Annotated in this window: 11 protein-coding genes; 6 read left to right on the forward strand and 5 right to left on the reverse strand. The window is 68.6% G+C overall.

Annotated features, from left to right (window positions below; all coding sequences use genetic code 11):
• Window positions 1–574: 574 nt before the first annotated feature.
• The 4 genes from PcP3B5_RS25170 to PcP3B5_RS25185 all read right to left on the reverse strand — a co-directional run bounded on the left by PcP3B5_RS25170 (window position 575) and on the right by PcP3B5_RS25185 (window position 5,056).
• Entirely contained in the window at window positions 575–835 is a 261-nt protein-coding gene (locus PcP3B5_RS25170) for a YceK/YidQ family lipoprotein (RefSeq protein WP_009615977.1), read from the reverse strand.
• 16 nt (window positions 836–851) lie between these two features.
• Complete coding sequence (gene ubiX / locus PcP3B5_RS25175) at window positions 852–1,481, reverse strand: flavin prenyltransferase UbiX (protein ID WP_009615976.1); 630 nt, start codon at window positions 1,479–1,481, stop codon at window positions 852–854.
• A gap of 1 nt (window position 1,482) precedes the next feature.
• Window positions 1,483–2,835, reverse strand: a complete 1,353-nt coding sequence (mpl, locus tag PcP3B5_RS25180) for a UDP-N-acetylmuramate:L-alanyl-gamma-D-glutamyl-meso-diaminopimelate ligase (protein ID WP_061562701.1) — start codon at window positions 2,833–2,835, stop codon at window positions 1,483–1,485.
• Between the two features lie 310 nt (window positions 2,836–3,145).
• A complete protein-coding gene (locus PcP3B5_RS25185) occupies window positions 3,146–5,056 on the reverse strand; it encodes a sigma-54-dependent Fis family transcriptional regulator (RefSeq protein ID WP_061562702.1) in 1,911 nt (636 codons plus the stop codon).
• A 304-nt stretch (window positions 5,057–5,360) separates the two neighbouring features.
• On the opposite strand from PcP3B5_RS25185, the gene exaC reads away from it, so the two are divergent.
• Window positions 5,361–6,881, forward strand: coding sequence for an acetaldehyde dehydrogenase ExaC (gene exaC, locus PcP3B5_RS25190; RefSeq protein WP_043314043.1), 1,521 nt, complete (start codon window positions 5,361–5,363; stop codon window positions 6,879–6,881).
• 276 nt (window positions 6,882–7,157) lie between these two features.
• On the opposite strand, the gene qhpR is transcribed toward exaC, so the two are convergent.
• Window positions 7,158–8,207 (reverse strand): AraC-like transcriptional regulator QhpR, encoded by a 1,050-nt coding sequence (qhpR, locus tag PcP3B5_RS25195; RefSeq protein ID WP_009615970.1) that lies wholly within the window; start codon window positions 8,205–8,207, stop codon window positions 7,158–7,160.
• A gap of 296 nt (window positions 8,208–8,503) precedes the next feature.
• Here qhpR and eat point away from each other — a divergent pair, with 296 nt between their 5' ends.
• From eat to PcP3B5_RS25220, 5 genes are all read left to right on the forward strand, one after another.
• A complete protein-coding gene (gene eat, locus PcP3B5_RS25200) occupies window positions 8,504–9,868 on the forward strand; it encodes an ethanolamine permease (protein ID WP_043273217.1) in 1,365 nt (454 codons plus the stop codon).
• A 52-nt stretch (window positions 9,869–9,920) separates the two neighbouring features.
• A complete protein-coding gene (locus PcP3B5_RS25205) occupies window positions 9,921–11,315 on the forward strand; it encodes an ethanolamine ammonia-lyase subunit EutB (RefSeq protein ID WP_061562703.1) in 1,395 nt (464 codons plus the stop codon).
• Between the two features lie 10 nt (window positions 11,316–11,325).
• Window positions 11,326–12,138, forward strand: a complete 813-nt coding sequence (eutC, locus tag PcP3B5_RS25210) for an ethanolamine ammonia-lyase subunit EutC (RefSeq protein ID WP_061562704.1) — start codon at window positions 11,326–11,328, stop codon at window positions 12,136–12,138.
• Window positions 12,139–12,408: 270 nt separating this feature from the next.
• A complete protein-coding gene (locus PcP3B5_RS25215; RefSeq protein WP_009615966.1) occupies window positions 12,409–12,873 on the forward strand; it encodes a GNAT family N-acetyltransferase in 465 nt (154 codons plus the stop codon).
• A gap of 92 nt (window positions 12,874–12,965) precedes the next feature.
• Window positions 12,966–13,856 (forward strand): substrate-binding periplasmic protein, encoded by an 891-nt coding sequence (locus PcP3B5_RS25220; RefSeq protein ID WP_061562705.1) that lies wholly within the window; start codon window positions 12,966–12,968, stop codon window positions 13,854–13,856.
• Window positions 13,857–13,995 lie beyond the last annotated feature (139 nt).

The following is a 13,995-nucleotide window of genomic DNA, read 5'->3' on the forward strand; positions in this document are numbered from 1 at the left end:
CTTGTCCGCGATAGCCGGAGGCTCCGGCGCGGTTCGCGGATAGAATCCGCTCCTACGCGACGCCCACCTGCAGGAACGCGCCCTGCGCGCGATTTCGCGGGCAGGGCCCGCTCCTACAGTTCGGCATGAGGCATGGCACTCCCCTGTAGCGGACCTTGTCCGCGATAGCCGGAGGTTCCGGCGCGGTTCGCGGATAGGATCCGCTCCTACGCGACGCCCACCTGCAGGAACGCGCCCTGCGCGCGATTTCGCGGGCAGGGCCCGCTTACAGTTCGGCATGAGGCATGGCATTCCCCTGTAGGAGCGGACCTTGTCCGCGATAGCCGGAGGTTCCGGCGCAGTTCGCGGATAAGATCCGCTCTACGCGACACCCACCTGTAGGAGCGCGCCCTGCGCGCGATTTCGCGGGCAGGGCCCGCTCCTACAGTTCGGCATGAGGTATGGTATTCCCCTGTAGGACCTTGTCCGCGATAGCCGGGGGCTCCGGCGCGGTTCGCGGATAGGATCCGCTCCTACGCAACGCCCACCTGTAGGAGCGCGCCCTGCGCGCGAATCGCGGGCAAGGCCCGCGGCGTCAATTCCCGCCCCACACCTGCAGGCCGATGCCCAACTCCGCGGCAATCGACAGCGGCAGCAGCACAGTGTCCAGCAACGCACTCCCCGGCAGGTCCAGCCGCGGGTATTTCGGCGCCTCGGTGCCGTAATGATCCTGCGGGCAACAACCGCCGTTGATGGAATACCAGTCCAGCCGCGTGCCGGCGTAGATCAGCGGGGCGCCGGGCTTGTTGGCGTTGAGGGTCTTCACGGTGGCGCAGCCGCCCAGTTGCAGCAGCATCAGGGCGGCGAGGAGCTTATTCGTCACTGACAAGGTGGTGTTCGCCCCAGCGCGGCAGCATGTCCTGGGGGATGCCCAGTTGGTTGAGGATGCGCGCGACCACGAAGTCGATCAGGTCGTCGATGGTCTGCGGCTGATGGTAGAAACCCGGCGCCGCCGGCAGGATCACCGCGCCCAGGTTGGACAGCTTGAGCATGTTCTCCAGGTGGATGCTGGAGAGCGGCGCCTCGCGCGGCACCAGGATCAGCTGGCGGCGCTCCTTCAGGGCGACGTCGGCGGCGCGCTCGATCAGGTTGTTGCAGGCGCCGCTGGCGATCGCCGACAGCGTGCCGGTGGAGCAAGGCACCACCACCATGGCGCCGGGCGCGCCGGAGCCGGAGGCCACCGGGGCCATCCAGTCTTCCTTGCCATACACGCGGATCTGCCCCGGCGCGGCGCCGGTGTATTCGCTGAGGAAGGCCTGCATCGCCTGGGGCTTGCCCGGTAGGGTCACGTCGGTCTCGGTGGCCACCACCAGTTGCGCGGCCTTGGAGATCAGGAAGTGCACCTCGCGGTCTTCCTGCACCAGGCAGTCGAGCAGGCGCAGGCCGTACTGCGCGCCGGAGGCGCCGGTCATCGCCAGGGTGACGCGTTCGGCTCCCGCCATCTCAGTCCTCCAGGGCCTTGGCCAGCTTGCCGTGCAGGCCGCCGAAGCCGCCGTTGCTCATGATCACCACCTGGGTGCCCGGCGTGGCCACGGCCTTCACGCCCTCGATGATGGCTTCCAGGGAGTCGCACACCTGGGTCGGCACGGTCGAGCCGGCCACAGTGGCGGCCAGGTCCCAGCCCAGGTTCGGCGGCGCGTACCAGAACACCCGGTCGGCCTGGGTGACACTGTCCGCCAGGCCGTCGCGGTGGGCGCCCAGCTTCATGGAGTTGGAGCGCGGCTCGACCACGGCGATCACCGGGGCGTCGCCGACGCGCTTGCGCAGGCCGTCGAGGGTGGTGGCGATGGCGGTCGGATGGTGGGCGAAGTCGTCGTAGAGGGTCACGCCCTTCACTTCGGCGACCTTCTCCATGCGCCGCTTGACGCTCTTGAACGCCGACAGCGCGGCGCAGCCCAGCTCCGGCACCACGCCGACGTGGCGCGCCGCGGCCAGGCAGGCCAGGGCGTTGGCGACGTTGTGCTGGCCGGTCAGTTCCCATTCCACCGTGCCCTGGGCGGCGCCGTCGAACAGCACCTCGAAGCGCGAGCCGTCGGCGCTGAGCAGGCGCGCCTGCCACTGGCCGCCCTCGCCGGTGGTCTGCACCGGCGTCCAGCAGCCCATGCCGATCACGCGCTTGAGCGCGCTTTCGTTTTCAGGATGGATGATCAGGCCTTCCCCGGGGATGGTCCGCACCAGGTGGTGGAACTGCCGCTCGATGGCCGCCAGGTCCGGGAAGATGTCCGCGTGATCGAATTCCAGGTTGTTCAGGATGGCGGTGCGCGGGCGGTAGTGGACGAACTTCGAGCGCTTGTCGAAGAAGGCGCTGTCGTACTCGTCGGCCTCCACCACGAAGAACGGCGTGCCGCCCAGGCGCGCGGAGACGCCGAAGTTCTGCGGCACGCCGCCGATCAGGAAGCCCGGGCTCATGCCGGCGTGCTCCAGAACCCAGGCCAGCATGCTGCTGGTGGTGGTCTTGCCGTGGGTGCCGGCGGCGGCCAGCACCCAGCGGCCCTGCAGCACGTGGTCGGCCAGCCACTGCGGGCCGGAAACGTAGGGCAGGCCCTTGTTCAGCACATACTCTACCGCCGGGTTGCCGCGCGACAGGGCGTTGCCGATCACCACCAGGTCCGGCGCCGGCTCCAGGTGGGCGGGCTCGTAGCCCTGCATCAGCTCGATGCCCTGGGCCTGCAGCTGGGTGCTCATGGGCGGGTAGACGTTGGCGTCGGAACCGGTGACGCGGTGCCCCAGTTCCTTGGCCAGCACGGCCAGCGAGCCCATGAAGGTGCCGCAGATGCCGAGGATGTGGATATGCATGCAGACTCCTGCAATCAAGCCTGGGAAGGCGCTTCGAATGGGCGGCAGATTAGCACAGCGCCGGGTGCCGGCGGGGTGGCTGGATGTATCAGACGGCGCCATTGGGCGGGGGTTCCACGCAAGCCATTGGTGGGCCTGGCGTAGGGCGTATAACCGTTCGCGGTTATACGCCGATACACCCAATCTTCACCCAAAGCCAAGGTCGAACCTGAAGCCGTCCATCTACACAGCCGCCCCCACCGCCAAGGTCGAACCCGGAGCCGCCTGGGGCCTGGGTCAAACGGCGTACAACCGCGAACGGTTGTACGCCCTACGGTACGGAGCGGCTCAAACCGTGGCGGCGCAGCTTGCGGTAGAGGGTGTTGCGGCTGATGCCCAGCTGCTGCGCGGTGCGGCTCATGTGCCAGCGCTGCGCCTCCAGCACCGCCAGCAGCGCGCCGCGCTCGGCGTCGAGCAGGCAGTCGGCGGGCGCCTCCGCTTCGGGCGCGGGCTTGGGTTGCGCGGCGCGGCGGATGTCCACCGGCAGGTCGGCCAGGTGCACGCGGCCGCCCTCGCTCAGCGCCACCAGGGTACGCAGCACATTGCGCAGCTGGCGCACGTTGCCCGGCCAGGGATGGTCGAGCAGGACCTGGCGCACGTCCTCGTCGAGCACGATGGACCGGCCCCGGGATTCCTCGGCGAGCAGTTGCGCCAGCAGCTGCGGCCGGTCCTCGCGCTCGCGCAGGGCCGGCAGTTGCAGCACCAGGCCGTTGAGGCGGTAGTAGAGGTCTTCGCGGAAGGTGCCGGCGGCCACCAGCTCTTCCAGGTTGCGGTGGGTGGCGCTGATCAGGCGCAGGTCCACCGGCTGCGCCACGCCGTCGCCCAGGGGCACCACCTGGCGCTCTTCCAGCACCCGTAGCAGGCGCGTCTGCAGGGCCAGGGGCATGTCGCCGATCTCGTCGAGGAACAGGGTGCCGCCGTCGGCCTGCAGCAGCTTGCCGCGCATGCCTTCCTTGCGCGCGCCGGTGAAGCTGCCGCCGCGGTAGCCGAACAGCTCGCTCTCGATCAGGCTTTCCGGAATGGCCGCGCAGTTCAGCGCGACGAAAGCCTTGCCGGCGCGCTCGCCGGACTGGTGCACGGCCTTGGCGAAGGCTTCCTTGCCCGAGCCGGTCTCGCCGTGCAGCAGCAGCGGCACGTCGTGGGCATAGACCTTGAGGGCGCGGCGGAAGTCCGCGGCCAGGTGTTCGTCGCCCAGGCACAGCCCCGGGGCGACAGGCGCCGGCCGCGCCACGGGCACCACCAGCGGCCGCGGCTCGCCCCGCAGCTGGGCGTGGAACTGGCGCCCGGCATGGCTGCGCAGCGGCCAGCTGAGGCTGGCCTGGGTGCTGGCGCGGCCGAGCAGCTCGTCCAGGCGGATGTCGAAGCAGTCTTCCACGCTGCGGCCGAGCAGGCCGTCGCGCGGGCGGTCGAGCAGGTTCAGCGCGCCCTGGTTGGCGGCGAGGATGCGCCCGGCGCCGTCGAAGGCCACCAGGCCCTCGCTGAACAGCCCGACGTACTCGGCCTGCAGATGGAAGCGCAGCAGCCACTGGCCTTCGAAGCGGCGCAGGAAGTAACAGCTCTCGATCATCTTCGCCGAGAGGTTGACCAGGGCCATGGTGTGGAACTGGCTCTGCCGCGACAGGTCGCGGCGCGCCGAGGACACGTCGAGCACCGCCAGCAGTTCGCCGTGGGGGTCGAACACCGGGCTCGCCGAGCAGGTCAGGCCGGTATGCAGGCTGCGGAAATGTTCGTCGCGGTGGATGGTCAGCGCCTGGCGCTCGATGAGGCAGGTGCCGATGCCGTTGGTGCCCTCGCGGGCCTCGCTCCAGTCGGCGCCCAGCCACAGCCCGGCGTGCTCGAAGGTGGCGCGCTCGGCCTCGTCGCAAACGCGGTTGAGGATCACCCCGCGGGCGTCGGTGAGCAGCACCGCGTGGCCGGCGCCGGCGAGCTGCTGGCGCAGGCTGGTCATCTCGCCGCTGGCGATCTCCAGCACCTGCTGCAGGCCTTCGCGGCGCTCCAGCATGCGCCGGTGCTCCAGCACCGTGGGCGGCAGCGTCTGCGCCGGGTCGAGGTGGTATTCCTCCAGGCAGCGCAGCCAGGAACGGGCGATCGACGGATCGGCGGCGGGGCCGCTGGCCGGTTGCTGCCCGCGGGCCACCGTCATGACCTGGCGGGCGTGGCGACTCATGGCGTTCGCACTCATTGTTATGGTTCTCCACGGAAGGGACGGCAGGCAGTCCCGGGGCGACCGTTCCCGCAGCATCGTCCAGCGCGCCGCGCAATGCAATGCCCGCGTGACCTGGCGGTCAGCCGCTGTACCGGATGCGGGACAAACTGTCACCCCGGCCTGTGCCAGCGCTGCCACACCGCCCGTCGGCGCGCGCCCGCCAGCCGACCGCCGGCCCAGCAACCACGCGGTTCGCGCTGGCATGGCCCGGCCCTTGCTCTACGCTTGTCAGACCGCAAACGCGTCCTCCCCAACAAGCACAAGAGCCAGGAGATCCACCATGCGTTACGCCCAACCCGGTAGCCAAGGTGCTGTCGTTTCCTTCAAGTCCCGCTACGGCAACTACATCGGTGGCGAGTTCGTACCGCCGGTCAACGGCCAGTACTTCGTCAACACCTCGCCGGTGAACGGCCAGCCCATCGCCGAGTTCCCCCGCTCCGACGCCGCCGACATCGACAAGGCCCTGGACGCCGCCCATGCCGCGGCCGACGCCTGGGGTCGTACTTCGGTGCAGGAGCGCTCGCTGGTCCTGCTGAAGATCGCCGACCGCATCGAACAGAACCTGGAAGTGCTCGCCGTCACCGAGACCTGGGACAACGGCAAGCCGGTGCGCGAAACCCTCAACGCCGACATCCCGCTGGCCGCCGACCACTTCCGCTACTTCGCCGGCTGCATCCGCGCCCAGGAAGGCTCGGCCGCGGAGATCAACGACACTACCGTGGCCTACCACATCCACGAGCCGCTGGGCGTGGTGGGGCAGATCATCCCGTGGAACTTCCCGCTGCTGATGGCCGCCTGGAAACTCGCCCCGGCCCTGGCCGCCGGCAACTGCGTGGTGCTCAAGCCGGCCGAGCAGACGCCGCTGGGCATCTGCGTGCTGATGGAGATCATCGGCGACCTGCTGCCGCCGGGCGTGCTCAACGTCGTCCAAGGCTTCGGCAAGGAAGCCGGCGAGGCGCTGGCCACCAGCAAGCGCATCGCCAAGATCGCCTTCACCGGCTCCACCCCGGTGGGCTCGCACATCCTCGAATGCGCGGCGAAGAACATCATCCCCAGCACCGTGGAACTGGGCGGCAAGAGCCCGAACATCTACTTCGAAGACATCATGCAGGCCGAGCCGACCTTCATCGAGAAGGCCGCCGAGGGCCTGGTGCTGGCCTTCTTCAACCAGGGCGAGGTGTGCACCTGCCCGTCCCGCGCCCTCGTGCAGGAATCCATCTACCCGCAGTTCATGGAAGTGGTGATGAAGAAGGTCAAGGCGATCAAGCGCGGCGACCCGCTGGACACCGACACCATGGTTGGCGCCCAGGCCTCGCAGCAGCAGTTCGACAAGATCCTCTCCTACCTCGACATCGCCCAGCAGGAAGGCGCCGAGGTGCTGGTCGGCGGCCAGGTCGAGAAGCTCGAAGGCAGCTTGGCCACCGGTTACTACATCCAGCCGACGCTGCTCAAGGGCAGCAACAAGATGCGCGTGTTCCAGGAAGAAATCTTCGGCCCGGTGGTGGGCGTCACCACCTTCAAGGACGAAGCCGAGGCCCTGGCTATCGCCAACGACACCGAATACGGCCTGGGCGCCGGCGTCTGGACCCGCGACATCAACCGCGCCTACCGCATGGGCCGCGGCATCAAGGCCGGCCGCGTGTGGACCAACTGCTACCACCTGTACCCGGCGCACGCCGCGTTCGGCGGCTACAAGAAATCCGGCGTGGGCCGCGAGACCCACAAGATGATGCTCGACCACTACCAGCAGACCAAGAACCTGCTGGTCAGCTACGACATCAACCCGCTGGGCTTCTTCTGATCCGACCGAGCTTCCGACTCTCTTCCTGCGCGGCCTTCGGGCCGCGCTTTTTTTCGTCTCGAAGAAGTAAGCATTCGCGGTTATCCGCCGTTATCTCCCGGCATGGATGGGAAATTCGCAGTCAACCTGTAGGAGCGGGCCCTGCCCGCGATTCGCGCGCAGGGCGCGCTCCTACATGGGGATGACGCGGGTGGCGCAGCATAATCCGCGCCGGAATCTCCGGTTATCGCGGTCAAGATCCTACGTTGCAGGCGTGCGCCGGCGCGGCCGGGAAGATCAGGCTTCGTCGCTGCGCCATTGCCGCGGGCTCACGCCGAACCAGCGGCGGAAGGCGCGGGAGAAGGCGCTGGTCTCGGAGTAGCCCAACAGCGGCGCCAGTTCGGAGATCGGCCGCTGGCGCTGGCGCAGGTAGTGCACCGCCAGTTCGCGGCGGGTGTTTTCCACCAGTTGGCTGAAGCTCAGCCCGGCCTCGCGCAGGCGCCGTTGCAGGCCGGCGGTGGTCAGCTCCAGGCGCTCGGCGATCAGTTCCAGCACCGGTTCGCCCTCGCTCAGGGCCAGGCGGATCTGGGTGCCGGCGTCTTCCAGCAGGTCCGGCCCGCGGCCCTGCTCGCCCAGGCGGCGGATCACGTCCTGCACCAGGAACAGCAGGTTGGCGTCGCGCTCGGGCATCAGCCGGCCCTTGATGTCGGCCTTGGGCACCAGCAGCGAATTGCAGCCGCGCTGGAAATGCACCGGCGCGCCGAACACCCGCGCGTGCTCCTGCCAGTCCTCCGGACGGGCATGCTCGAAGCCCACCGCGCGCGGCGACCAGTCCTGGCCGAGGGCGTGGCGCAGCAGGTTCAGCGCCATGCCCATGGTCAGTTCGGCATCCTGGCGGCGGTCGAGGATGGCGCCGTGCTGCACCTGGTAGTCGAAGCGGAAGCACTCGCCGCAATCCACCAGGCGGATCAGGGTGCTGTGCTGGTGGAAGGGAAAGGCCGCGGCGAAGTTGCGCAGGGCGTCTTCCAGGGTTTCCGAACAGAGCCCCACGTAGCCCAGCAGGCCGAGGGCGCGGGGCTGGAACTGCTGGCCGTAGCGCAGGCCGAAGTTGTCGCAGCCGGACTGCCGCGCCGCCTCCTCCAGCACCTGGCAGTAGTTGGTCAGGGCCAGGCTCAGGGTGGGGTGGCGCAGGCGCTCGGGGTCGATGCCGGCGCGGCCGAAGACGCGGTCGATATCGCCGCCCTGGGCGGTGATGAAGCCATCCAGGCCGCTGGCGGCGGCGGACAGCACGCCCAGGTTGCTCGCCGAGGGCGTGGCGACGGCACAGGAAAACAGGGACGGGTTCATGGGCACGCTCGTTGTTATTGATCGCTTATCCGACAAAACTACTTAGCAATTACCGTTAGCAATTACCGTGCCTCGCCCCGGAACCCCGAAATACCCCATGACAGCCGCCGCATCGGCCCCTGGACGCGACATTCCCGTGCAGGCCGCGCGCCATCCTGGGGCGATGGGTAACACCTCGTTGCAACTTGACCGCAGAGGCCGCACGGCGGGCTCCAGGGTCAAGTCCTGGGCCCCCGCCGTCGCTACCATCGAAGCCAGGCAACCCGTCCACGCCCCGAGGGGCAGAGGAGTCCGCAATGAGCGCATCACAACTAAAACCGACGCTGGGAACCTTGCACCTCTGGGGCCTGGCCGTGGGCCTGGTGATTTCCGGCGAGTACTTCGGCTGGAGCTACGGCTGGGGCACCGCCGGCACCCTGGGCTTCCTGGTCACCACCCTGATGGTGGCCCTGATGTACACCTGCTTCATCTTCAGCTACACCGAGCTGACCACCGCCATCCCCCACGCCGGCGGCCCCTTTGCCTACAGCCTGCGGGCCTTCGGCAAGACCGGCGCGACCATCGCCGGCATCGCCACCCTGATCGAGTTCGTCTTCGCCCCGCCGGCCATCGCCATGGCCATCGGCGCCTACCTCAACGTGCAGTTCCCGGCGCTGGACCCGAAATGGGCGGCCACCGGCGCCTACGCCATCTTCATGACACTGAACATCCTCGGCGTGAGCATCGCCGCCACCTTCGAGCTGGTGGTCACCGTGCTCGCGGTGGCCGAGCTGCTGGTGTTCATGGGCGTGGTGGCGCCGGGCTTCAGCTTCAGCAACTTCGTGCTCAACGGCTGGGCCGGCTCCAGCACCTTCAGCAGCGCGGCCATCGGCGGCATCTTCGCGGCCATTCCCTTCGCCATCTGGTTCTTCCTCGCCATCGAGGGCGCGGCCATGGCCGCCGAGGAAGCCAAGGACCCGAAACGCACCATCCCGCGCGCCTACATCGCCGGCATCCTCACCCTGGTGACCCTGGCCATCGGCGTGATGATCTTCGCCGGCGGCGTCGGCGACTGGCGCGAGCTGTCGAACATCAACGACCCGCTGCCGCAGGCCATGAAAGCGGTGGTCGGCAACAACTCCACCTGGATGCACATGCTGGTGTGGATCGGCCTGTTCGGCCTGGTGGCCAGCTTCCACGGCATCATCCTCGGCTACTCGCGGCAGTTCTTCGCCCTGGCCCGCGCCGGCTTCCTGCCCGCAAGCCTTGCGAAGCTGTCGCGCTTCCAGACCCCGCACCGGGCCATCCTCGCCGGCGGCGTGGTGGGCATCGCGGCGATCTTCAGCGACAACCTGATCAGCCTGCAGGGCATGACCCTGACCGCCGCGATGATCACCATGAGCGTGTTCGGCGCCATCGTCATGTACATCATGAGCATGCTCAGCCTGTTCAAGCTGCGCCGCAGCGAGCCGCACCTGGAGCGCACCTTCCGCGCGCCCGGCTACCCGATCGTGCCGGGCATCGCCCTGGCCCTGGCGCTGGTCTGCCTGGCGGCCATGCTGTGGTACAACCAGGTGATCGCCCTGGTGTTCCTGGCACTGATGCTCGCCGGCTTCATCTGCTGCAACCTGGTGATCGCCGCGCGCCGTGGCGTACCGGCCAGCTTCGCCAGCGAAGGTTGATCCACCCGCGCCGGGCCGCGAGGCCTGGCGCCGTTGAGCACAAGGAGTTCCCATGCCCGGATACGCCCACAGCGTCGGTGGCCAGACCTGGCGCTTCGACAGCCTCAGGCAACTGATGGCCAAGGCCAGCCCGGCGCGCTCCGGCGACTGCCTGGCCGACGTCGCCGCCAGCAGCGACGCCGAGCGCGTGGCCGCGCAGATGGCCCTGGCCGAGGTGCCGCTCAAGCGCTTCCTCGACGAGGCGCTGATCCCCTACGAAGCCGACGAAGTCACCCGCCTGATCATCGACGGCCACGACCGCGCCGCCTTCGCCCCGGTCAGCCACCTGACGGTGGGCGACTTCCGCGACTGGCTGCTCGGCGACGCCGCCGACGAGGCCAGCCTGCGCGCCCTGGCGCCGGGGCTGACGCCGGAGATGGCGGCCGCGGTATCGAAGATCATGCGCGTGCAGGACCTGGTGCTGGTGGCGCAGAAAATCCGCGTGGTCACCCGCTTCCGTAATACCCAGGGGCTGCGCGGCCGGCTGTCCACCCGGCTGCAGCCCAACCACCCCACCGACGATCCGGCCGGCATCGCCGCCAGCGTCCTCGATGGCCTGCTCTACGGCAACGGCGACGCCATGCTGGGGATCAACCCGGCCACCGACAGCCTGCAATCCATCTGCACCCTGCTGGAAATGCTCGACGCCATCATCCAGCGCTACGAAATCCCCACCCAGTCCTGCGTGCTCACCCACGTCACCAGCTCCATCGAGGCGATCAACCGCGGCGCGCCGCTGGACCTGGTGTTCCAGTCCATCGCCGGCACCGAGGCGGCCAACGCCAGCTTCGGCGTGAGCCTGGCGGTGCTGCAGGAAGGCTACGAGGCCGGCCTGTCGCTCAAGCGCGGGACACTGGGCGACAACCTCATGTACTTCGAGACCGGCCAGGGCAGCGCGCTCTCGGCCAACGCCCACCACGGCGTCGACCAGCAGACCTGCGAGGCCCGCGCCTACGCCGTGGCGCGGCACTTCAAGCCGTTCCTGGTGAACACCGTGGTCGGCTTCATCGGCCCGGAATACCTGTACAACGGCAAGCAGATCATCCGCGCCGGCCTGGAAGACCACTTCTGCGGCAAGCTGCTGGGCGTGCCCATGGGCTGCGACATCTGCTACACCAACCATGCCGAGGCCGACCAGGACGACATGGACATGCTGCTGACCCTGCTGGGCGTGGCCGGCATCAACTTCATCATGGGCATCCCCGGCTCCGACGACGTGATGCTCAATTACCAGACCACCTCCTTCCATGACGCCCTCTACGCCCGCCAGAGCCTGGGCCTGCGCCCGGCGCCGGAGTTCGAGGAGTGGCTGGAACGCATGCACATCCTGCAGCAGCGCGAAGGCAAGGTGCGCCTGGCCGAGCAACTGCCGCCGGCGTTCCGCCCGGCCCTGGCGCAACTGAACTGAGGACGCGCGGATGAGCGAAAAGAAGTCCACCGCCACCCCCAACCCCTGGCAGGAACTGCGCCGCCTGACCCCCGCGCGCATCGCCCTGGGCCGCGCCGGCACCAGCCTGCCGACCAGGGCGCAACTGGACTTCCAGTTCGCCCATGCCCAGGCCCGCGACGCCGTGCACCTGAGCTTCGACCATGCCGGCCTGAGCGCCGCCCTGGCCGAACGCGGGCGCGCCAGCCTGCTGCTGCACAGCGCCGCCGCCGACCGCCACACCTACCTGCAGCGCCCCGACCTGGGCCGCCGCCTGAATGAAGACTCGGCGGCGCTGCTGCGCCAGCACGGCGAGGCCAACCCCGCGGGCTACGACCTGGCCGTGGTGGTGGCCGACGGTCTCTCTGCGCTGGCCGTGCAGCGTCATGCCCTGCCCTTCCTGGAACGCCTGGAGGACATGGCCGCGGCCGAGAACTGGAGCCTGTCGCCGGTGGCCCTGGTGCAACAGGGGCGCGTGGCGGTGGCGGACGAGGTGGGCGAACTGCTGCGGGCGAAGATGGTGGTCATCCTCATCGGCGAACGCCCCGGCCTCAGCTCGCCGGACAGCCTCGGCCTGTACTTCACCTGGGCGCCGAAGGTCGGCCTGAACGACGCCTACCGCAACTGCATCTCCAACGTGCGCCTGGAAGGCCTGAGCTACGGCATGGCCGCCCACCGCCTGCTGTACCTGATGCGCGAAGCCTGCCGCCGCCAGCTCTCGGGGGTGAACCTGAAGGACGAGGCGGAACTGCCGACACTGGAAGGCCAGGGGCCGGGGGCCAACTTCCTGCTGGCCGGGCGCTAGGGCACGCTCCTGCTTCGTAGGATGGGTTGAGCAAAGCGATACCCATCACCCTGACCGCACGGGTTTCGCAGGCTCAACCCATCCTACGAAAAGCGCCTCGGCGCAGCCGGCAAGACAATTGCCCTGCGTCCGGCCGAAACACCACTGTCGATCAAACGCTCGCTTGGATTGCGCTTTCAACGATTTCTGGTGCAGCATCCGGGCAGTGCTGTGCTGGCACAGCACCTGCATCGTGACAGCAGCCCATTCACCGAACGCAGAGATCCGCCCATGCGCATCGTGCAAGCCACCCTCGATCACCTCGACCTGCTCGCCCCGCTGTTCGTCAAGTACCGTGAGTTCTACGGGATGCTGCCCTACCCCGAATCCTCGCGGAAATTCCTCGAGAAGCGCCTCAAGCGCAAGGAGTCGGTGATCTACCTGGCGCTGCCGGACGACAGCGACGACAAGCTGCTGGGCTTTTGCCAGCTCTACCCGAGCTTCTCCTCGCTGTCGCTCAAGCGCGTGTGGATACTCAACGACATCTACGTCGCCGAGGACGCCCGCCGCCAGCTGGTGGCCGACCACCTGCTGCAGCACGCCCGGCAGATGGCGCGGGAAACCAACGCCGTGCGCATGCGCGTGTCCACCAGCACCAACAACGAGGTGGCGCAGAAGGTCTACGAGTCCATCGGCTTCCGCGAGGACACCGAGTTCAAGAACTACATCCTGCCCATCAGTGACGATCTCGTCTAAGCCGAGGGCGCATTACGCTGGCAATGGCTTAACGCCAGCATTACAGTGAAGCATCGCACGTGCCGCCCGGCGTTCGGCGGCTAAGGGGCTCCATGGGCATTCCCCAGCGTCTACTGCGTCACTTCTCCCTGCTCCTGCTGTTAGGCCTGGGCACCGTCCAGGCCGATACCCTGCGCGTGGCCACCCTCGACTGGGAGCCCTACGTCGGCGCCGACCTGCCCGGCCAGGGCCTGGCCAGCCGTATCCTCGACGAGGCCCTGGCGCTCAACGGCGACCGCGCCGAGCGGGTGTTCCTGCCCTGGCAGCGGGCCCTCAACGAAACCCGCGAAGGCCACTACGACGCCCTGATGCCGGCCTACCTGTCGGCCGACCGCAGCCGCGACTTCTACACCTCGATGCCGCTGCTGGACTCGCAACTGGGCTTCTTCCACCGCCGCGACCGCGCCATCGCCTACCGCGCCGGCGACCTCGACAGCCTGCGCCCCTACCGCATCGGCGTGGTGCGCGGCTACGTCAACCAGGCGGACTTCGACAAGGCCGACTTCCTCACCAAGGAAGTGGTCAACAACGACTGGCAGAACCTGGAAAAACTCTTGCGCGGGCGCCTCGACCTGGCAGTGGTGGACCGCTACACCGGCTACCACCTGCTGGCGCGCAACGCCCCGGCGCTGCGCGAGCAGCTGGAATTCATCGAGCCGCCGCTGGAGGTCAAGCCCCTCTACGTGCTGATTCCCAAGACCCGCACCGGCGGCGAGGCGCTGGCCGCCAACCTCGACCGCGGCCTGCGCACGCTGCGCCAGAGCGGGCGCCTGCAACAGCTGATCGCCGACGCCCACCTGGAAACCGCCCAGGGCATCCGCGCCGTGGCCGAACACCCGCTAGCCGAGCAGGTACCAGGCGCCGCCGGCAACGACCGCGCCCGCGAAGGCGCCGACAACCGCCCAGCGGCGCCAACCCTGGACTGGCAGGCGAGCCTGCGCTAGCCCGGCCCCGCTTCGACAGCCGCACCGGCGCCAAAAGCGCCCCCGGACAGGGACATCGGGCGAGGTTCTGACAGAGATTTCCACTGCGGAACTGCAGCCTTCATGCCGACAGTCTTTTCACTCGCGCGCTGTAATATCC

The organism is Pseudomonas citronellolis (genome assembly GCF_001586155.1).
In the GTDB taxonomy this organism is placed as follows: Bacteria; Pseudomonadota; Gammaproteobacteria; order Pseudomonadales; family Pseudomonadaceae; genus Pseudomonas; species Pseudomonas citronellolis.

Bases quoted from the DNA above. Each gene is read 5' to 3' on its own strand.
- PcP3B5_RS25170 (WP_009615977.1), bottom strand. From the start codon at position 835: ATGCTGCTGCAACTGGGCGGCTGCGCCACCGTGAAGACCCTCAACGCC.
- ubiX (WP_009615976.1), bottom strand. From the start codon at position 1,481: ATGGCGGGAGCCGAACGCGTCACCCTGGCGATGACCGGCGCCTCCGGC.
- mpl (WP_061562701.1), bottom strand. From the start codon at position 2,835: ATGCATATCCACATCCTCGGCATCTGCGGCACCTTCATGGGCTCGCTG.
- PcP3B5_RS25185 (WP_061562702.1), bottom strand. From the start codon at position 5,056: ATGAGTGCGAACGCCATGAGTCGCCACGCCCGCCAGGTCATGACGGTG.
- exaC (WP_043314043.1), top strand. From the start codon at position 5,361: ATGCGTTACGCCCAACCCGGTAGCCAAGGTGCTGTCGTTTCCTTCAAG.
- qhpR (WP_009615970.1), bottom strand. From the start codon at position 8,207: ATGAACCCGTCCCTGTTTTCCTGTGCCGTCGCCACGCCCTCGGCGAGC.
- eat (WP_043273217.1), top strand. From the start codon at position 8,504: ATGAGCGCATCACAACTAAAACCGACGCTGGGAACCTTGCACCTCTGG.
- PcP3B5_RS25205 (WP_061562703.1), top strand. From the start codon at position 9,921: ATGCCCGGATACGCCCACAGCGTCGGTGGCCAGACCTGGCGCTTCGAC.
- eutC (WP_061562704.1), top strand. From the start codon at position 11,326: ATGAGCGAAAAGAAGTCCACCGCCACCCCCAACCCCTGGCAGGAACTG.
- PcP3B5_RS25215 (WP_009615966.1), top strand. From the start codon at position 12,409: ATGCGCATCGTGCAAGCCACCCTCGATCACCTCGACCTGCTCGCCCCG.
- PcP3B5_RS25220 (WP_061562705.1), top strand. From the start codon at position 12,966: ATGGGCATTCCCCAGCGTCTACTGCGTCACTTCTCCCTGCTCCTGCTG.